Source organism: Paraglaciecola sp. QJM3NY_14, from assembly GCF_056173245.1.
On the sequence record NZ_CM149664.1, the window covers coordinates 975,031 to 996,140 of the forward strand.

Here is a 21,110-nt window from a genome sequence, read left to right on the forward strand (position 1 = left end):
TGGCTGTCCATATAAAGTTGCTGTCCATATAAAGTTAAACTAAGTGGTGCGCTTAGAAGTTGAATTTGAGATTATTTATTGGCGTTGGTCTAAGCAAAGTGCAATTGGGGATGGGTGATGAAGCAAGGTTTTGAGTTGGACTTAGATTTAGGTAAGCGACACATTGTAATACAGCGTCGATACGAAGCATTAGGTGCTTTTAATGATTTACTGATCGCTGTCTGGTTTTTGATTGGCAGCTTTTTCTTTCTAAGTGAATCTCTTGTTGAAGATGGCACCTGGTTATTTATAGCAGGCAGTGCTCAACTACTTATTAAACCCTTTATTAAATTGGCAAGTTTAATACATGTTGCCAGGGTCGCTCCTAAATCAACCTAGTGAGAAAAGTGAAAGATAACATTTTCTCTTTTTGAGGAGGCTGCTGGCATAGGGTAGCTGTGGCTTTGTTTGTCTTTCAAGAGCCGGTATTTACTTTATTTAATGCCGAAGACTCGGTCCACACCAGCACTACAATGCTTTAATTTTGATATTCTTAAACTCAATAGGATGCCCTTCACTTTGCAAAGCAATGTATCCAGAGTGTAGTGGCGCGCTCGGTGTCCATATTGCAGGGTCATACCCTTTTACAAACTTACCTCCCATCGTCGGGCGGGTATATTGCAATACGATGTCACCGTTAATGATGTGGGTCACATTGCCATTATTGACTATTAGTTCTGCGCTAACCCATTCATCCACCGGAATCGTTGGTGATGATGACATCAAGCAGTGATCGGTGTAAACAGCGCCTCGGTATTCGATGTCCGTGCCTGGGGAGCACATATTGCCTGTTGGCCGTGCTTTACCATCATCTAGGCCAGCTAAAAACTGCATTTCCACCGAGATGGGCCAGTCTTGTTCTTTCAGTATCGTATCAGGCGCTTGGCTGTAATACATAAGACCACTGTTTCGCTCAGCATAATGAGGGGCATCAGATAGGAAGTCACCGTAGAAGTGATAGTCCAGCTTTAGGTGAAAGTTGCTGAAGGGTTGATTGAAGTATAGATGGCCAAACTGTTTGTCAAAGGTATCGTATTGATCATAACTGACACGTAATAAACCATTTTCAACACGAAAGGTATCGGCCACATTATCACCCACTTCATGATGATGAATTTTTACTGTCCAGCCGTCCAAATTCTCCCCATTGAATAGGGTATGCCAACCACTTTTTACGGGGCGTTGATGAGTGCAGGAAGACAGTATTCCGAGTAAGGTACCGATGAGTATGAGCTTCACGAGTGTCATATATTTACCTCAGTGTTGAACTAATCTGTGGGATAAATCAGTCATTTTTTTCCTGCGCCGTATGGTGGGCAAGTGCACTATACGCCTTATCGCTTTGCATACGTTGCGCGTATTTATCCTTCTCAGTCTAAACGAAACCACCACCTTTGTTAAAGGTAGTGGTTTTGTCACACTGGGGGTTGAAATAGCGGTTATTGAGGGGTGACTTTTAAGAGCAATACGCCTTCTGACTCAAGTTCGAAATGGCTATTTATTGGATTGCTGGTCATCATGTTGGTGAGGATCGCAGGCTTTCCATTTGCCAGTGATAATTCTAGCTTGGCGACATTACGCCCAACATTCAGAATATTCACTAGGTAGCTACCGTCAGACTGTTTGACTGTGCGCCATGTGGTCGTTTTGAACGGCTCGCCGTTATCTTCTTTTAGCAAAATATCAGGCATGCTGTCGGCAACTTCTGCTAGAGCCACTTGCTTGATTTTTGCAATATCAGCTTCTGCCTCAAGTGCGATTAGTTTCCCTTTACTTGCTTTCAGTGACTGTTTGCGGATTTGGCCGTATTCGTTAAATTGCAAGCTTTTAGCATCGAGAATGACGGTACCGCCTTGCTCTAAATAAGACTGTAATGCAGCAAATTCAGCGTCACTCACATTTGGGTTGTTGTAAACAATGACCGTATCCCAAGCGCTATTGTCTTGTTTTTCAATAATATTTTTGGTGACAAAGCCCAACGGTAAGCCTTCAAAAAACAGCTCTTCATAGAGCTTGTACCCTTTGGTCATGTAGTCATCAGTGTTGATGGCTGTTGTTTCAGAGTAAAACAAACGTAGCGGACGAGGTTGTTCCCGCAGTTCGATGATCTCTTCTGAAAAACTATTCAAGTCAAACATCACCTGAGTCACCTCATTGGTGACTTGAGGTTGCATGTTATTAGACCCAGCATAGGCTCCAGCCAAACCTGGATCGAAAAAGTCTAGCTCGCCTTCCAATCGGTCTTCAGGGGAGCCGTCGGGATCCCGTGCCCAAAACCAACCGGTGTTGGCATCCATTCCTAGTAATGTGGCCAACCAATAGACACTGCGAACATAGCTTGGGCGAGTGTCTAAATCTCGCCACTGGCCGGACGATAAGAAATGTGATTCAGAGTTAACATTAATTTTATTTGGTGCCACTGACTCCATAAAGTCGTGGAACATAGCAACGTACCCCCAGTAATAAGCGTACTTTTCCATCCATTTTGAAGATTTACCTGGCCTAATATTCTTGCTGCCAAATGATTTAGCATCATGGCCTACCATGGTGGTTAATTCCGCTAATGCTTCGGTATCTATGCCACCTGAGCGAACATTATCCATAAACATACGCGGCATTATTTTAATATGCGTGTCGGCATCTGGATTAACTGAATGTAACTGATTTTGCATAAATGCAAACCAGTTAGTACTTCTATCCATGTTGTAACGTGACCAGTCAAACCAAATTGGCTGGCCTTGCAAAGCAGGATCTATCGGTATGTCGATAGTCACATCATCGAAACTCGCAAAGTCGGCTCGCCAATTGGCATTAAGCTGAGCTAAGTCGCCTTCGTACTTATCGTTTAGCCAAGTGCGGAAATTGTTGAGTGTGTAGGAGGAAATTGAAGTCATCTCGTTGAAGCGAGCGGTCCAAAAGTCTTTTTCTGCAAACCAATGAGGTTCATTAGCCAGCACAAAGCCCAGCTCTGTTACTTTTTTGCCTTTTGTTAGCTCACCTGTTCTACGGATGATTTTACCCCACAAATCACGTGCTAAAGGGTTGTCTATGTCGAATCCGGTAAAGAGTGAACGACCCTTACGTACTTCAGGTTCTTGCTTTTCAACCCACTCTGGGATCCCCATGATCCAGTAATATAGGAAGCCAATATTCGTATCAGGAATATCGGTGAGTTCCTTCATCAGTTCTTCGTCAAAGGTCCCGTCTTCCTTCAATAAAAAGGAGTTAATGGCGCGGTCATGATCTACTGGATAGAGGTTTTCACCACCGTGGTATAGTGCACCTAAATGGTCGTTATAAACATCTGTATTAGTAAGAGGTTGGCCAACCGATTTAGAAAAGTAATCGTAAGGGAAGATAGGTTTCCCATTACTCACAAACATATTGTCGCCAGCTTGGGTACCCTGCCAATCAACCTTATTTACTGGTCGGCGTTTTATGTCACCGCGTAGTACTTGTGCGAGCACCGATATGCCTTTATCTAAAATTTCGTTTACTTTTTGGCGTTCGAAGTCAGGTAAAGAAGCTGCTAATTCAACTTTATCGGCAGCGTAATAACGTTCGTACCCAAAAGCGGCTTCAATTGCTTTAGGGTTCGCTTCATCCCAATTCGCGAATTTGATAAACTGCTCAGAAAACCACACTAGCGTTTCTTCTCGGGTGACGTCTATTTTCTTGCTTCGTGCTTCGTCCATCATACCTTTGAGCTTGTCCAATTTTGCTTTAGCTTGTTGCTCAAGTGGGCTGACAGATTCAACTTTTTCGGTCGCTATTTCCAATACCTGTTTAGGTTCGGTTGATTGGCTGCAACCTAAACTAAGTATGAGTGCTGAAGCAATACTTGCCCCTAAAAGATGATGTTTCATTTGTTCTCCTACTGTGCGGCCAGATGTATCAGCCGCACATGTTAATTTGTGTTTATTTTTTGCGATGCAGTTTGCTAAATCGAAGGCTTAGGTTGCTTTTTATTGCACTGGCATGACTGCGTATTCGTCAAGTAGGATTTTCTCGCCTTCTGGTAGGCCATACACTTCCCAAAATTGGAACACATCGGTGGAGACATTCCACTGGGGTGGCACGGACCATTCTCTATCGCCAGTTGCTTCATTGATAAACTCGACCAATTGCCATTCGGTGGTTTTTTGTAATGTTGCAGATAAAATACCAGCGGTAGGTCTTCTAAAATCAAAGCCCGGGCCACTTGGGCCGCCGTCATATGTCCATGCTAACAATACATGTTTAAGGGTGATGTCTTGTGTTGGTAGCTCAGGCAGTTTTACCCAGACTGAATATTTGTAGGTCTGGCCGATAGAGCTTCCGCCCAAGCCATAGGTTGCACTATGCCAATTCCGTTGTTTATTGAACACTTGCTGAAGGACTTTTGTTGCGTCATCGGCGCCAGCAGTAATTTCCAACGCTTTGCCCGAAAGACTGACGTCAGAAGCAGTAACAGTGCCGCCTTTCCAAGGAGCGCCTGCACCGTCGAGATTAAAATCAGTGTTGAATCCAGCAGGGTGAACTGATACGCCGGTTTCGCACATCAGGTTTCTGACCACAGTCGCGGTAATACCTTGATTCGCCACATCTGCGAATTCAGTTGCACCAGTATCGCCAGACGCTAAAGAAACGGATGCATCGAACGTATAGCCAACAGTTGAAGCGTCACCCACTGAGTACATACCAACCCCACTTTCGCCATAGTTAACAGATGTTGCAGGGAAGTCTACGTCGTTGCTTGATGCCCACGCGTAGGCATAATCACCGCTTAAGGCGTCTCCAAACGCTGGGGTAGGGGTAACGTTAAATCCTGCGGTTACGCAGGCTGGTACCTCTTTCATTTCACTTGGCAGCCCATTGCTGTCCATGTCTCTGTTGGAAATTGCTAAGGTGAATTCAGAAAAGACTTCTAGGTCTACTGTAATTGACTTATCAGGCGCACTGACGCTGGTCACTGTTACCGTGGTTTGGCCAGCCTCAATGGTAGTGATATTGCCGTTGTCATCTATGCTCGCGATGGACGGGTCGGCTATCGAATAAGTTAGGCCCTGATCGCATGCTTTTTCAGGAAGCACAGTGGCAAAAAGAGTGGCTTCTTGGCCCATCAATACGCGAATTGGCTCAGCCGTCACACTTTCAACAGCGTCGAACACTGCATTCATGGTCAATATTAAAGTGCGTCTGGGCAATACTTCCCCGGGGGCTAAATCAAAGCCGTTATCCACTGCAAAATCGATTGTATAAGTCACTTGGGGCGGGGTATCTAAGAAGCCGTCAGGTGTTGGATTGTCATCCTCATCCCGCGGGCCTCCAATGATATCAGTGGTGTCACAGGTGCTGAGACGGTCAGCAAATTTGTCAGTATCAATGATGAGCTTGCCGTCTTGTTCAGAAAAAGGTGACACGGTCTGATTTGCTAAACCATTACCTCTTATTTGTGGCGTGACAAAGTTTTGATCAACGGTGAAGTTAAAGTCTGAAACATTGATATTGCCGGCCAGTGGCTTGCCATCAGCCATGGCCCCAGCCAGTAAATCAACTTCTTGGGTACCGGTTTCTTCTTCAAAAGACGCGCTAAGCGTCGCCGTATCAAAGGTCACAATCTCAGACGCTGAAAAATCAGGGTCGTACCCTTCGTCAGTACCACCGCCACAGCCGGCTAAAAGCGTGGCAAGAACGGCTGCTGTTACTTTGTTTACTAGTAAGTGTTTTTTCATCTTACTTCTCCGAAATTCTGTTATGTAGGTCGAGCACGTGATGTGAGCGAAGTATGCAAGCACAACGGGCTCAACCTGTTCTTAAAGTGTTATTGAATAAGGCGTATCAGAAAGTGCCGCGTAAACCGATACGGAATTGACGCCCAGTTTTGAATAGAGCAACGGTTCTGTTTGTCGTTATGCCGCTGTCATCAAAAACATTGCCTTCGTCCAACACCACTTCTTGAGAATTCAAATTGGTCGCATCGACCGTACCTGAGGCGGTGTAAAAATTACGCCTGGTTTCGTCGGTCAAGTTCAACGCATTGAAGGTCACAGTAAAATTTTTGTTGATGGCGTAGCTGCCGCTGAAATCAAGACGAGAGCTCGCTTCTTGCCATATTGCCCCACCATTGTTCCTTGAAACCGCTTGCACATCGGTATAGCGATTGGCCAAGCGCAGTTGGATGCCGTCCTTTTCCCAGTAAATGGTCATGTTGGCAGAATGTTTCGGCGTAAACGGCTGTGGTAGTGGGCGCAAGAAACGACCTGTTGAGCCAATTTCTTGTGCTTCTGATTCTGAGTCTTGGTAGGTGTAATTAACGCTTATCCCGAGAGCAGATAATACCCCTGGTAACATGGTGTAGTTTTGAGTGTAACCTAACTCAATGCCTTTAATCGTGGCGCCGTCACCATTCGTTACAGTGGCAACATTGACCACATCGCACTCAATCGTCCACTTATCGAAAAAGCCAGCGGCGTAGCGCAATGGATGACAATTATCTTCGTCACCAGGGGTACGATTGGGATCAAAATCGAGTAGTAGGTCAGCACTTTCTAAATCGATCTGATCGCGTACATCTTTATAATGGAACGGCGTGATAATGGTTTCTTCAAAATCTTGCATATCTTTGTAAAACAGTGCCGCGGATAACAAGCCTGATTCATTAAAATACCACTCGTAAGAGAAGTCGAGGTTAGTCGAGGTTAGGTTTTTTAACTGGGTATTGCCTGCGCGTCCGTTACCGGTTCCAAATTGTTGCTCGCGAATACTGTTACCCGGATTTAACGAATCGAAGCTTGGCCGAGTCATGGTTTTTGTTGCTGCAAAACGTAAGATTGTCTCTTCGTTCAACGCATAGTTAAGGGACAAGCTAGGCAGCCAAGCCTCGTTAGTACCTGAGTCCGACACCGGTGCTTCCCGTTGTTGCACTTCTTGCCCAGTGCCATTAGGCCCAGTAAAGGCGGTGCTTCTGTCTAGGAATGGCCAAATCAAACCGTTTGAATTAAATCTTGCCCATTCAGATGCGCTAGTGGGAACAAGGTTGCCGTTTTGGTCGTAAATTTGTGCTGGCAGTTCATTACTGGTAACGATATTTCCTGAACCATCTACGAATAGTATACGGTTAACATCCGGGCCAACTTGGCCATCTGCGCCAGGGATAAGGAACTGCCCTGTGGCTGTATCGTAAGGAATGGTGGCTTGGTTGTTAAAGTTGTAGCCATGTGTCACTGCAAACGCCCAACAGTTTCTCAACTGGTCGTCATTCTCTGGTGTAAAACGTGTATCGTTGTTGCTGATGACGGCTTCAGGACAAGCGGGATTACTCATATTAGCCAGCCCGCGCGTAACGATTAGATCGTATGGGTCCAGCATTTGCGGGGCGCGAATATAATTGATACTACCAAGACCTGACGCGTCCGATTCGTCACGAACGTAGCGCACGCCAATATTACCTGTAAGCTTACCATCGAAAAACTCGAAGTTAGTTTTAACGTAGGCTGCCATCGTTTCGGTTGCAATTTCTCGGCTACCGGCACGTGAACGGTTAACCCCAAGTTCACCAGCATTTTTACCGCCGACAAGTTCTAAGGCTTTTTCTGCATCCAACAATGGCCATCCACCAAACAACGCGTTGCTGCGATTCGCCTGCAAGTCTTCGCCAAAGTTATCATAAGGGAATGCTTCGCCACTGATGATGTCGGCAACACGAATGGTCGCCAGGCCTCTGACTTCAAATGGTGCGGATGGGTCATCAACATCGATGAGATCTTCGCCATTGGTGATACGGGTGTTCTCAATATTCACATCCCGTGAGCGGTCAGCCCATTTGGCACCAAATTCAACGGATCTCACATGTTCGTAATCCAGCACCCAATCAAAGTTTAAGAATACGGACTTGTTGGTGTCAGTCAGCTTGTTTTTACGAAATAACAACTGACCTAAATGATTGTGTTCTAAATCGAAAGGGTTAAAGCGACTAGTTACCGACGTCACAGAGCCGTCGAAGGCATCAAATTGCGCCAGTGTTGATCCACTAAAATAATCACAGTCTGCTGTCGAGCCCGTTGAGCAGTCGTAACCTACAAGCTCAAGTATGTCGTCCGGCTGGGCTTCTACAGCATTTCTTCCGGCGGTTCCCCATTGAGCTGTTCCGATTGAAAGGAATCTATTTTCTTCATCATCATCAGGCGTTTCATCAACGGTCTGAGAATATCCGGCCACTATGTTCATAGTGAGGTTATCCGTAAGATGACGAGTGAAATCCAATGTGCTGACCTTTGTTTCGATTTCACGCAGACCTGTTGTGCGGTTTGTGGTACCGCCAATCGAGCGACTCGTTGAACGTTCTAGGGTATTGGTGCGAAGATCAACCACATTGAGTGCGGTATTATCATCATCTGGGTGGATCAACACTAACGGAGAAATATTCATATTTACGCTATGGTTATCTTGTAGAATATCTTGTTTGGTGTATGTCACATCCCATTGAATATCTGTTTTTTCGTCAGGGCGGTACTGCACCCCCGTTGACAGTGAAAAACGTTCTCGCTTATCCGTATTAAGACCAAAATTGACTGAGTCTCTTGCCAATACGAAAAGGTCGCCTTCAACCAGCTGTTGCGTTGTTGGGTCATAATCAACCAAGCTCTCAATAGGGTTGACTAACGCTTGTCCATTATCATCTCGTAATACGTTTCCTTGATCGTCGCGTTGATAACCCAATACGCGAATAGGCTGACCTGTAGCTAAATCGGTTGCGGTACGCCCACCGTCATTTAAGTCATTTATTGGAATTGCACCAGTTTCAAAGTCCGTTGAAATTCTGTCCTGCCGCGTGTTTTGAACGTCTCTGGAGGCAGTAATGATAAATCCCAATTTTTCATCGAAGTACTTGTCAGCGAAGCTACCGTTAATTCTGAAATCGTTGTCGTCAGCGAACTCGTTATAGCGCCCTTCAATAGTGAATGAACGTCTAGGCTTTTTCAGGTTTAATGGTCTGACGGTTCGAAGTACGATGTTTGCACCAAGGGAGCCCTCATCTTGATCGGCGGCCGCAGTTTTTACCACGTCAATTGAGGACAAAATATCTGATGAGAAAGAACTTAAATCAACACTGTTGTTATTGGTTGCATTGTTGTTGGAACCGTCATTACTAATGCCGCCAGTTAACGCCACACCGTTGATAGAAATCTGGTTTAGTGATGGGCCAGCACCGCGTACTGAAATACGTGTTCCTTCGCCAGCCTCTTCTTGTACTGTGACACCCGTCACGCGGGATAACGCGTCCGCAATGTTTTGGTCGGTAGATTTACCCACATCTTCTGCGTGAATTGAGTCACTGACAGTGTCAGAGAATCGCTTAGCATTCATTGATTTCATCAAACTGCTACGAAAACCCGTCACATCAATGACTTCTATATCTTCTTCTGAAGCGAGTTTTGACTGGACAGGCTCTGCTGGTGGTTGCTCGGACTCTTGAGCGACAGCATGTGTGCTCAGAAAAGTTGTCATAACCGCCAGTGATAAAGCGTTTAATCTAAAATGTGTTCTCATGATATTTCCCGCGTTCTTTTTAAATATTTACATGCGTGTTTAAAAGGAAAGTGTGTGCGTTGCCTTCTAAATTGAACATTTCATCTGCGCAATCATGTGTCGTGTACTTGCGTCATTAGGTGCAGTGTTCATTCGTTAACGCATGCTACTTTCAGCGCGTTTTGTAACTCAAACATATGGAGTGATGTTTCAATGACTGAGCCTCTGCCATCCACGCCAACTTCAAACTATTTGATACAAGCAGTTACAAATCTCATACAAATATAAACATATGATGTTTGCATCCGCAATATGTTTTTTAACTTTTACGTAACATTAGTTCAAACGTTCGGGGTTTATCAATCCCTAAGTTCTCTATGGTGAGCACTAAAATAAGAACTTATATCAATGGGATAAGGAATGAATAGGTCGAAGTTATTCGTTTTTAGCGAAGGGATGAATCATCTAGTTAGCTAGCAACATTCCATGCTAAAAATTTCTTTGTACTAGCATTAGGAGCTTAAAAAGTGGGAACAATCACGACATAACACGTCCTTGTTGAATAGGAGTGTCCTGCAACTGTAATGCTTGAATCACTGCTCAGGGAAATAAAACCTAGCAGCAAGCGCCAGCATAAGACGTTTAAGCATTCTGCTACAACTTGATTAGAAAATGCTGTGGGGAATTTGGCGAAGCGTTTGGATGAAAATGTAAATAAGAAGTAGCTTGAGTTGAGTCAATTCATTTGCTCTACCACTGTTTCAACAATTTACAAATGCGCAACAAAAGATATTGCAAGTGCAAACATCATATGTTTAGATTACTAAGAAGACTTAGACGCGGTAGATGTTCTTCGGCTAGGTTAATGAGATGAGTCGCAGTCATTAAAGGCTATCTTCTGAGATTTTGCGCGACATTAGATGCATATAAGGCATTTAGATGATCTGCTAGGACGACATATTAAGGCGAAAGATAATGAACCCAGATTCTTACACTAGGTTACCGATTATCGCTCAAGTGCAGCATCACCGCTTGCCAGGCTCAGTGACAAATGACAGAGCCGATTTTTCAGCGACAGCAACACGCTTCTTCCCAGAGTAACGACAGAACACTGACCTTGTTCATCCATTACTTAGCAATCAAGCGCATTAGGTAGAAGGTTAGTTATTAGCAATTTCAGAGTAAGGAAAACATAATGAAGTTAACGTTTTTTATCGCGGGCATGGCAACTGCCTTGTTTTGTCACAGTAGCTTAGCTGCCAATGAATCAGAGCAAGAAACTGTGCAAACCAAGCAACCAAACGTATTGGTTCTTATGTTTGACGACATGCGTTTTGATACATTCTCGTATCGTGGCGGGCCAGTTCCTACCCCTAACATTGATGCTCTTGCCAACGATGGCACCCGCTTTGATAATGCCATGACAACCACTGGCTTGTGTTCACCTTCACGTGCTGCGTTGTTTACAGGGCGTTGGGGACATAAAACCGGCCTAGATGACAACGTAGGTTTATACCATTCTCATGTGGATGAACTAAGTGAAGAAGAAGGAGGCGTGATACGCCGTGCTGCAGACACCGGATACCACGTAGGATATGTGGGCAAGTGGCACCTTGGCCCCCAAGGCCCAGCGCTACGAGGTGCTGATTTTATGTGGGGCAAAGAACATTCTCAGGCCCGTCATTCTCGCCCCTACGTGCCTTATGAAAAACAAGCCAAAATGGCGCAATACAATCGCGGCGAGCGGGACGAAAATGGCGAGAAGCACGAATATTACCAAACCTTGCCTGGTACATACGAAACAAGCCATACCGCTGAAAACGTGCATATGGGGCAAAAAATGCTACGTGAAGCGGCCAAAATGGATGAACCATTCTTTGGCGTCATCAGCTTCGAACAGCCGCATCCTCCTTATCGAGTACCTGAGCCATACGCCAGTATGTTCGATCCGAAAACAGTTAAATTACCCGCTAATCACGCTGTGAAACGTCAGTTTAAGCCGATGGCCCAAGATGAAGATTGGTGGCCTTGGCATGATGTGGGCCATATGACGGATATGGATTGGCGCAAGTCACGCACCTTTTATTACGGTGCCATCGCCATGATCGACCACGCGGTTGGGGATATCATCAAAACGGCCAAAGACGTGGGCATGTACGATGACTTAACGATTATCGTGCTAGGCGATCAGGGAAGCATGTTGGGAGAGCATAATCTGTACGATAAAGGCCCTTATGCTTACGACGAATTGATGCGCATGCCTTTAATCATTCGCGCGCCAAATGTAGAGCCTAGAATTGTTAACAAGCAAGTTTCAATGCTCGACATTGCGCCGACAATTAGCGAAATGATGTCACTGGAGCCTGACGGAGACGTGGACGGCAGAAGTTTGGTTAATCTGATGGAGCAAGGCGACATTGCTGATAAAGGCAGAGTCGATCAAGCGTTATATGCTTACGAATGGTACAACGGTGGCTGGTTTGGCATTCGCGCTTTGCGTACCCCAGAGATGAAATTCGTTTGGAACCCAGGTGATAACCGTGACGAACTGTACGATCTGAAAAATGATCCCATCGAAGTCAACAACCTCATCAAAGACAAAAAATACACTAAGCAGCTACGCCATATGGTGCAACTGATGGAAGACGAGCTCGTGCGTATCAAAGACCCATCAATAGAGAAGTTCCGCTATCAAGTCGCGGGCTATCGAAGCAAAGAGGGCACAAGCCAAGCCTATAACGTTGACTAATTTTGATTGAATGAGCCCAGCCCATTTCAAGAACAGGTTGGGCCGTATAGATAAGTTTTGTGTAAGGACAACAGAATGACCTTTAATAAAAAAGTGAGCTCACTGCTTTGGGGTACTCTCATTGCTATATCAGTTGGCAATGCAAGCGCCGCTGATGCTGGGCAAAGTAAAGCAGATGAATCAAACGAAAAACCCAATATTCTTTTCGTGTTAGCGGATGATTTAGGCTACAACGATGTGGGGTTTAACGGCTCTACCGACATTAAAACCCCGAATCTGGACGGACTGGCCAAAAACGGTATGACCTTTGATGCCGCATATGTTGCTCATCCTTTTTGTGGACCAAGCCGCGCCGCTATTATGACCGGACGTTACCCGCATAAAATAGGTGCCCAATTTAATTTGCCCGAAGACAATTCCAATGTTGGGGTGTCAGCTGATGAACCTTTCATTGCACAAACTATGAAAAGTGCCGGCTATTTCACTGGCGCCATGGGGAAGTGGCATTTGGGTGAAGCCCCTGAATATCACCCTAACAAACACGGGTTTGATGAATTTTATGGCTTTTTAGGCGGCGGGCATAACTACTTTCCTGAGCAATTTGAAGAGGCTTACAATAAACGTGTTGCCCAAGGCATGACCAATATAAACATGTACCTCACGCCCCTTGAGCACAACGGCAAAGAAGTGAGAGAAACCGAGTACATTACTGACGGTTTAAGCCGCGAAGCAGTCAACTTCGTGGATAAAGCAGCAGCTAAGAAAAAGCCGTTCTTCTTGTACCTTGCCTATAACGCCCCTCATGTGCCACTGCAAGCCAAAGAAGAAGACATGGCTATGTTCAGCCAAATCAAAGACAAAAAGCGCCGCACCTATGCAGGTATGGTGTATGCGGTAGACAGAGGCGTGGGCCGAATTGTCGAGCAGCTTAAAAAGAACGGGCAATTCGACAATACGGTTATCGTTTTTACGAGTGATAACGGGGGCAAGTTAGGTCAAGGCGCTAACAATTACCCGCTCAAAGAAGGTAAGGGCAGTGTACAAGAAGGTGGCTTTAGAACACCTATGTTGGTGCACTGGCCAAAACATATGAAAGCGGGCAGCCGTTTTTATCACCCTGTTCTGGCGTTAGACTTATACCCAACATTTGCAGGGCTAGGCGGTGCAGTATTACCAGAGGATAAAAAGCTCGATGGCAAAGACATCTGGGCCGATATTCAAGCGAATACCGCGCCTCACAAAGATGAGTTTATTTACGTTCTTCGTCATCGCAATGGATACAGCGACGCCGCAGCCAGACGTAACCAATTCAAAGCGGTCAAAAATCATAACGATGACTGGAAGTTGTACAACATTGCCCAAGACATATCAGAAGATAATGACATTAGCGCCCAGCACCCTGACATCTTGCGTGACATGGTGTCGTCTATGGAATCTTGGTCATGGAACAACCAACAACCTAAGTGGTTTCATCAGTCCGCTGAAGGTGCCCAGTGGCGTTTAAAAGCCATGCCACGTTTCGACCAAACGTTTCAGGTTGGAGACAACACACGCAACAATAGTAAAAAAGGGCATTAATCCTTAATCAATTAGGCAGTGCTTGAATGCAGCTCAAGCACCGCCTAAATCTCCCTTTGCCCTTTTGGTCATACTGCGGCGATCCTCCGCAGTGCGGCATTCTCAAAGACAAGCTTCTTGCAGGATAAATACGAGGTCTAACATCAAATGAAAACTAATTTTTCAGGCTACGCTATTGCCACTTTAAGCATTTTGGTTAGCGCAATAGTAGGTTGTCAAACTGCCACACAGACACCTTCAGAATTAACGCCGAACAAATCAAATTCAAACATTGCCGTAACAAGCCTAAAGCACGCCGGTCAACAGTCGCATTTTGTGAGCGCTGATAATGCTATTTCCCTTGAGGATATGAATAGGCGCAAATGGGATAACCCGGTTATCGCTGATTTAGACCAAGATGGCTATGACGATTTACTGCTGACCGACCATGGTTACAGCATCAAGTTATATTGGAACAATAAAGGCGTGTTCGGCAAAGGATATGATCTTATCGTGGGCGATATGCATGGAATTGGCGTAGGGGACTTCGATAAAGATGGTGTCATGGATGTGCTTATTTCCCGAGGTGGCGGCTCAGGGGCTAATGCTCGAAACGCTAAGTTATTTCATATAAGCCGAGATCGTACCATCACTGAAGGTGAGCAGTTTTCACCACCATTACGCAACATGCGTGGCCGCACCAGCAAGTTTTTTGATGCAGACAATGATGGCGATCTTGATTTGGCGCTACTAGGGTTTCCCTCTATGTATGCTGGCCCAAAAGGTGAAAACTACCTATATCGCAATGATGGCGACGGTAAAATGATTCAAGTGGGAAATTTACCTCGCACCCACCGGGACGGGCAAAAAATGCTGATCACCGACTTTAATCAAGATCAGCTTAATGACATTTTGCTATACGGCAATGGTGCGATTAAGGCACTGCAAGGAAACGGCAAATTTGGTTTTAAAGATGTGACGCAGAGTGTTCTTGGCAGAGACATTACTGATGTAACCGGCATAGCGCAGATTGATTTTGACAATGACGGAGATTTTGACTTGTACCTCACCCGAGGTAGAGGCCTGAACGCAGGGGATACCTTTTACGACCCACAAACATCGACACTGGCGTTTTATACTAAACGGGGGAAATTTCAATTAGATGATTTACTTATTGGTGAAGTACTTGAAATAGAAAATCTGCAAACATCTTATCCAGATCAAGACGTTTTTATCGGTGAAAGTGGTTACCCTTATCAATTCCCCGGGGAATTTCATGGGGGACAGAACATTCGTCTTGTGAGCAGCTTGGCGCTGGGCTGGCCAGACAAACCGACCAAGAAAGGCATTTATATTGGGTACATAGGCAATGATACATGGCGTATTGCTGGCACAACGAACCCGCCAACTACCGGCGTTATCAAAAACGTTAAACATTACACATCTAAGGATCTTGCTAATGGTCCTAACGATATACTCCTTGAAAACCAAAACGGCCATTTTGTTGATATAACCGATAAAGCAAATCTGCTAGATAACGTCAACAATACCGGGGTGGCCGTTGGTGATTTCGACAACAACGGTTTTGCGGATTTATTCGTGGTAACACGAGGCAATATGGCCAAGACTAATCAACAAAAAGTGCTTCTTAACCAAGGTGACGGCACATTTAAAGCTGACTCGAATCATGGTGTTACTTCACTAGAACTAGGTGCAACAGGCTCTGGCGCCGATGTGATTGATTTTGATTTAGACGGCCACCTTGATTTGGTTTACGCCAACGAAAGAGGGCGCTGGCATATGTTCAAAAACAAGGGCGCTAGCACTGACAGAGCTACACATTATCTAAAAATAAGCCTAGGTGATTCACCGCAAGGCGGTGCTTCGTCACGTGATGCTTTAGTGACTATGAATGCTTGCGGCATTACTCAAACCCAACGTTTTGCCGACAGCGCAGCGCCATACACCCAGTCACTGCCTTCTACATTGCACTTTGGTCTAGGCCAATGCACAAGCGTTGATAAGGTGACTGTGCGTTGGAGTAATGGCGAAGTATTCACTCAGCAGCATGTAACAAGTGACACAGTTCACACCATTGGTAAGCGCTAAACGTTAGAGCCGTGCGTTTATCGCCAGTATTACTAGCGATTGTGGCCTTATAGGTTAAGTGGTTTACCACTGACGAGCATGTGTTTTGGTCAATGTTAATTCCAGCTTGAAACTCAAAATGCTGCAGGCACAGAACCATGCTTGTAACGTAAAAAGGTACCTAATATGCGTAAATATTTAATAATGTTACTGATCTTGGCTGGTTGTTCGCCTGTGCTTGCTGATGTACCAAAGAACACTGCCGTAGCTGCTAGCAAAGCTGCACCAACTAAAAAGCCAAATGTATTATTTATCTCGATTGATGACTTGCGCCCTGAGCTGGGCAGTTACGGTTCTGATATTGCCATAACACCCAATTTAGATGCTTTGGCGAAGCGCGGCGTACAGTTTAATCAAGCTCATGCACAGCAAGCGATATGTGGGCCATCTCGCGCCAGCATATTAACAGGCGTTCGACCTGATTCACTTGATGTACATCATAATTATCAATTGTTCAGACATAAACTTGAGGACGTGGTTACCCTGCCTCAGCATTTTGCTAACAATGGTTATGACGCATTTTACGTGGGTAAAATCTTCCATCACACCGACAAAGACGAAGCACTGTCTTGGAACGTTGACCCTGCTTATCACAAGCTACCTCCTGGGTTAGCAAAACCCAAACGTTATGCATTAAAAGCCAACCAAAAAATTCAGCAAGATAACCGTAAGGCTATGTTCGCCAAGTACGGTGAACAAGCTAAATTTGGCTTAGGTAGTGGGCCAGCATATGAATCTGCAGACGTGCCAGATACGGCCTACCACGACGGTTATAACACCGAGCTTGCCATTGCTACGATGAAAGAGCAGTTGAATAATCGTGATAAGCCTTTGTTTATCGGATTTGGGATGATGAAGCCGCACTTGCCATGGATCGCGCCGCAAAAATATTGGGACCTTTATAACCCAGATGACATTACTCTAGCTGAGAACGACACAGCGCCTATTGATGGCGCAGCAATGGGTTTGCACGCATCTTTTGAACTTCGCACTTTTTCCAATATTCCCAAAAAAGGGCCTATAGCACCGACTCTAGCGCGCACACTTAAGCATGCTTATTTAGCCAACATCAGTTATGTGGACGCGCAGATTGGGAAAATGCTTGCAGCACTTGAAGAGCAAGGGATCTTAGATAATACCATCGTGATCGTGTGGAGTGACCATGGCTGGCACTTAGGCGAAATGGGTATCTGGGGCAAAGCCACGAACTACGATATAGCCACCCGAGTTCCGCTTATTATTGCCACGCCAGATATGAAAAAAGACATTCAAGGGCAAAAAACAGATGCTCTGGTCGAACTGGTCGATATTTATCCGACGTTGTCAGCACTTGCAGGCTTGAATAACTTACCCCAATGGGAAGGGCAAAGCATGGTGCCGCTTTTGACCAATCCAGCTCACTCTTGGAAACCGGCTGTGTTTAGTCAATTTCCTTCGCCAGCATTGAGAGAATGGGGGGCTTATCCGCTGCGTTCTGGTATGCGGGAAACTTACTTCGGGCCGCTTATTAAACGAGTTGAACAGCGCATCAAAGACCAACAAAAAGACAAATGGGATCGAGAACTATTTGAACAACACTTGATGGGCAATGCTATACGTACCGAGCGATATCGGCTAGTGGCTTGGCAAGATACCCGTTTAGCTAAGAATAGCCGTCCTTTGTATTTAGAGTTGTACGATCATCAACATGATCCTAACGAAAGCATCAATGTTGCCAAACAGCACCCAAAACAAGTGGCCAAACTACTCAAACAACTCTATGCGGGTTGGCAAACCAGTAAAGGGTCATTAAGAGAACCCTCAATCGCAGGACAAACACGATGAAAAGACGAGCATTTTTTAAAATGGGCTCGGCCAGCTTAGTGGCCGCTGGATTAGCACCTTTGAGCAGTCAGGCAAAGCCCTTGCCTTTTGGAATAAGCGACCGCCACGCAGACGATTGGTATCAGTTAGGAACCGGTAAGAAGCATCAGCAGCCGCAGCGCCGATCGGAGCTGAACGTCGACGTTGCGGTTATTGGTGGTGGGGCGGCAGGTATTTGCGCCGCAGTTGCCGCAGCTCGAAAGGGAGCAAAAACGGTTTTAGTCCAAGACCGCCCCGTCTTAGGGGGCAATGCATCCAGTGAAATGCGTGTGCACCTTAACGGCGTCAATCGCCTTAAAACTGGATTGGCCGAGCGAGAAACGGGTATTATCGAAGAAATGTTACTGCACAACCGTTTTGAAAATGCACAGGAATCGTTTCCCGTTTGGGACCACGTGCTCTACGACTTTGTCGTACGAGAGCCGAATATCGAGTTGATGCTAAATACGCAGGCCATCGAAGCAATAATGGATGGTGACAAAGTCGCTGCGGCACGCTGCTGGCAGTTAACCACAGAAAAAGAAATTATCATTCAGGCGCCGCTTTTTATCGATTGCTCGGGGGATGGGCTGCTCGCAGCAAGCGCGGGTGCTGAATATCGCACCGGTCGAGAAGGGAAGGCCGAATTTAATGAAACCTTTGCCCCTGATGAGCCTGACGGTTGGCAAATGGGCGCGACCTTATTGATGTCAGCCAAAGATATGGGCCGACCTATGCCTTACAAACCCCCGTCTTACGCACTGAAATACGATGCGGAAAATGCCCATGAAAGACGCAAGTTTAATGCCTATCACGAAGGTATATGGTGGGTAGAAGTCGGAAGTGACGAGGATATTATTGGCGATCAGGAAATCAACCGCCACAAACTCATGGGGTATTTGCATGGTGTCTGGGATTACATAAAAAATTCAGGAAAGTTTCCAGAATCTGAGAACCTCGCCTTAGACTGGGTGGGCTCCTTACCATCAAGACGCGAGTCACGACGTTTTATCGGCGATTATATTCATTCTGAGCGAGACTTAACGGGCTATAAACACTTTGCTGACGCCGTGGCATTTGGGGGCTGGGGGATCGATGAGCACAACCCTGGAGGAATTGAAAACACAGCATTAGCACCGACTACCTTTCATGCCCACTTTGATGAGGTGTATCAAATACCGTTTCGCAGTTTGTATTCAAAGAATATCCCTAACCTGCTATTTGCAGGTCGAAATGTCAGTCAAACTCACATTGCGTTGGCATCATCACGCATCATGGCTACCTGCGCGCTAATGGGCCAAGCCGTGGGGACCGCTGCTTACCTGTGTCTACAAAAGGGAATAACGCCGAGGCAGCTAGCTCAACAGCATATCAACACATTGCAAGAAGCCTTATTGCGCGATGATATGTTCATTCCTAAACGTCCAGCGAGCGACCCGCTGGATTTAGCCAGAAAAGCTAACGCTATATTTGCCTCGTCAACACGCTCCGGTGACGCAAAACTATTGGTCGACGGGATGTCTCGAGATATAGATAGCACAGTACATCACTGGCAATCAGAGTCGCTGCCTGCCTTTGTGCAGTTTGAGTGGGAAGAGCCGGTGAGTATTTCCTCAGTAGAAATTAAATGCGATACCAATGTGAAGCGCAATATCATGATGCGCAAAGATTCAAAGAACGACGAACTGTTCTTCAATGGTGTGCCACCAGAAATGATGAAATCACTTGCAATTGAAGCGCGTATTAAAGGCCAATGGCAAACATTGTCTAGTGTAAATGATAATCGCAGCCGATTGATCCGCAGTCAATTTTCACAGCGTGATGTAACTGCTTTGCGTATCAGTTTGAGTGAAACTTACGGTAAATCGACCGCTAAGTTATTTGAGGTGAGAGCGTACTCCTAATGCTAGGGGCGCTAGGTACAACACGATTAGGTTTTTCTGGGTTGTGTTGCAGGCTGTTGTTGCTTGCGCTGAGTGTTTTGCTTTGGGCGTGCTCTGGGCCAGACAAGGCAGATACCATCTCACATCACATCACGTTTTCGCATAAGGCCAGCAAATCGCCTCTACCTGAAACGGGGGTGTTATATCAACAAGTGGTTGAATCAAAAGGTGATGAATCAGTGCACTGGCAATTCTACCTGGATGTGCGTTCGGTCTTTTGTGGTGATGATGTATGCCGAGTGGATCCTGTGCGTCTCTTTTGGAATGAACAGGGCTTTTTTAGTCACTTCACGCTCAAAGAAGGCGTGACATTAGAAAAAGGCGATGGCCTGGATTTCGCACCACAAGACTACCCTAAATTACAACAGATTTTAGCCAATAGGCACTCTGGACTCAGTGAGTTACACAAGGACGAATTGGTACGCAAGCAATCAGGGGGCAATGGGGCGGATGCAATGACAGGTGCTACTGTGATTATCCGCAAGTCTGATTATATTGAAGGGGCGATATGGACATGCTACACCTTGTGGCACTATGCCAATGGGCCTATTGGTAAACTGATACGGGACATTGTTGGCGATGCAATGGGCACCTCGAAACTAAAAGCGCTATTGCGCAGTAACAATGCTGTAGCTGAGCAGCAAGAGCGCAGGATGAGGCGAAGCGAGGCTATCCGCTCTCGCGAGTTTGCGCTAGAGCAGTTAACGCGATTATCGGTAGCCGATGCTGATACCCGGCACTTAGTGGTTACACTGTTAAAGCGACAGACCCCAGCTTTGATTGGACCAGCCCTTAAATACTTAGAAACCCTCCCCTACAAGGATTATTACAATGCGATGGCTGAGCTTCTAGGCTTAGCCAACATTAATCAATTACAAGCCAAGGATAGATTTGCGCCCAACGACAAGCTCGCGCGAGCAGTACTGGCATCAGTGACCGAATTCTCGGTCAAGCACGAAGGCACGCTCGAACAAAAATGGGCTGACCGTTTAGTGGAAAGTGCATCACAGTGGCAAGTTTACGAGAATGTGAACATGGTATTTGAACTGGTAAAGCGGCAAGGCTTACTCAGTGAAAATGTGAAGCAACATTACAGCGATATGCTAAAACACCCAAACTTTTTAATCGCTAGGGGCGCTTTTTGGCAGCTTTCAAGGCTATCGCTTAGTGACGCACTCAAGCAAAAAGTAGAGTCATTTTATGTTTTGAATGCACCTAAGTTGTGACGGGCTAATTTCGTATTGTAACAGCTTGTCGATTAAGGCTCGTGGCGAAGGGCTCGTGTAAATGTACCTGCCAATATAAACAAAATGTGCAATAGA

General features: G+C 45.8%; 12 protein-coding genes. 8 read left to right on the forward strand and 4 right to left on the reverse strand.

The features are described from left to right. Nucleotides 1–117 precede the first annotated feature (117 nt). Nucleotides 118–378: a YrhK family protein gene (locus tag AC0VYA_RS04140; protein ID WP_041713324.1), complete on the forward strand. Its 261-nt coding sequence runs from the start codon at nucleotides 118–120 to the stop codon at nucleotides 376–378. Nucleotides 379–507: 129 nt separating this feature from the next. Here AC0VYA_RS04140 and AC0VYA_RS04145 read toward each other — a convergent pair whose 3' ends face one another. The 4 genes from AC0VYA_RS04145 to AC0VYA_RS04160 form a co-directional block, all read right to left on the reverse strand. Next, the gene (locus AC0VYA_RS04145; RefSeq protein ID WP_475490155.1) at nucleotides 508–1,287 is read right to left on the reverse strand and encodes a 3-keto-disaccharide hydrolase; all 780 of its coding nucleotides are present in this window, start codon (nucleotides 1,285–1,287) and stop codon (nucleotides 508–510) included. A gap of 191 nt (nucleotides 1,288–1,478) precedes the next feature. Beyond that, nucleotides 1,479–3,905 carry a glycoside hydrolase family 42 gene (locus tag AC0VYA_RS04150; protein ID WP_475490156.1) on the reverse strand — a complete coding sequence of 809 codons (2,427 nt, stop codon included), beginning with the start codon at nucleotides 3,903–3,905 and terminating at the stop codon, nucleotides 1,479–1,481. 99 nt (nucleotides 3,906–4,004) lie between these two features. Further along, nucleotides 4,005–5,753 carry an Ig-like domain-containing protein gene (locus tag AC0VYA_RS04155; RefSeq protein WP_475490157.1) on the reverse strand — a complete coding sequence of 583 codons (1,749 nt, stop codon included), beginning with the start codon at nucleotides 5,751–5,753 and terminating at the stop codon, nucleotides 4,005–4,007. Between the two features lie 106 nt (nucleotides 5,754–5,859). Then, nucleotides 5,860–9,570, reverse strand: a complete 3,711-nt coding sequence (locus AC0VYA_RS04160; RefSeq protein ID WP_475490158.1) for a TonB-dependent receptor — start codon at nucleotides 9,568–9,570, stop codon at nucleotides 5,860–5,862. A 954-nt stretch (nucleotides 9,571–10,524) separates the two neighbouring features. Here AC0VYA_RS04160 and AC0VYA_RS04165 point away from each other — a divergent pair. From AC0VYA_RS04165 to AC0VYA_RS04195, 7 genes are all read left to right on the forward strand, one after another. Further along, nucleotides 10,525–10,650, forward strand: a complete 126-nt coding sequence (locus tag AC0VYA_RS04165; RefSeq protein ID WP_475490159.1) for a hypothetical protein — start codon at nucleotides 10,525–10,527, stop codon at nucleotides 10,648–10,650. A gap of 94 nt (nucleotides 10,651–10,744) precedes the next feature. Next, nucleotides 10,745–12,298 carry a sulfatase-like hydrolase/transferase gene (locus AC0VYA_RS04170; protein WP_475490160.1) on the forward strand — a complete coding sequence of 518 codons (1,554 nt, stop codon included), beginning with the start codon at nucleotides 10,745–10,747 and terminating at the stop codon, nucleotides 12,296–12,298. A gap of 75 nt (nucleotides 12,299–12,373) precedes the next feature. After that, entirely contained in the window at nucleotides 12,374–13,876 is a 1,503-nt protein-coding gene (locus AC0VYA_RS04175) for a sulfatase-like hydrolase/transferase (RefSeq protein WP_475490161.1), read from the forward strand. A 147-nt stretch (nucleotides 13,877–14,023) separates the two neighbouring features. Beyond that, entirely contained in the window at nucleotides 14,024–15,964 is a 1,941-nt protein-coding gene (locus AC0VYA_RS04180) for a CRTAC1 family protein (protein ID WP_475490162.1), read from the forward strand. Between the two features lie 165 nt (nucleotides 15,965–16,129). After that, on the forward strand, nucleotides 16,130–17,827 hold the full coding sequence (locus AC0VYA_RS04185) for a sulfatase (protein ID WP_475490163.1): 1,698 nt from the start codon (nucleotides 16,130–16,132) through the stop codon (nucleotides 17,825–17,827). Then, the gene (locus AC0VYA_RS04190) at nucleotides 17,824–19,749 is read left to right on the forward strand and encodes an FAD-dependent oxidoreductase (protein ID WP_475490164.1); all 1,926 of its coding nucleotides are present in this window, start codon (nucleotides 17,824–17,826) and stop codon (nucleotides 19,747–19,749) included. Before AC0VYA_RS04185 ends, AC0VYA_RS04190 begins: the two co-directional genes overlap by 4 nt. After that, nucleotides 19,749–21,014: a hypothetical protein gene (locus AC0VYA_RS04195; protein ID WP_475490165.1), complete on the forward strand. Its 1,266-nt coding sequence runs from the start codon at nucleotides 19,749–19,751 to the stop codon at nucleotides 21,012–21,014. The genes AC0VYA_RS04190 and AC0VYA_RS04195 overlap by 1 nt, the downstream gene beginning before the upstream one ends. The last annotated feature ends 96 nt before the right edge of the window (nucleotides 21,015–21,110 follow it).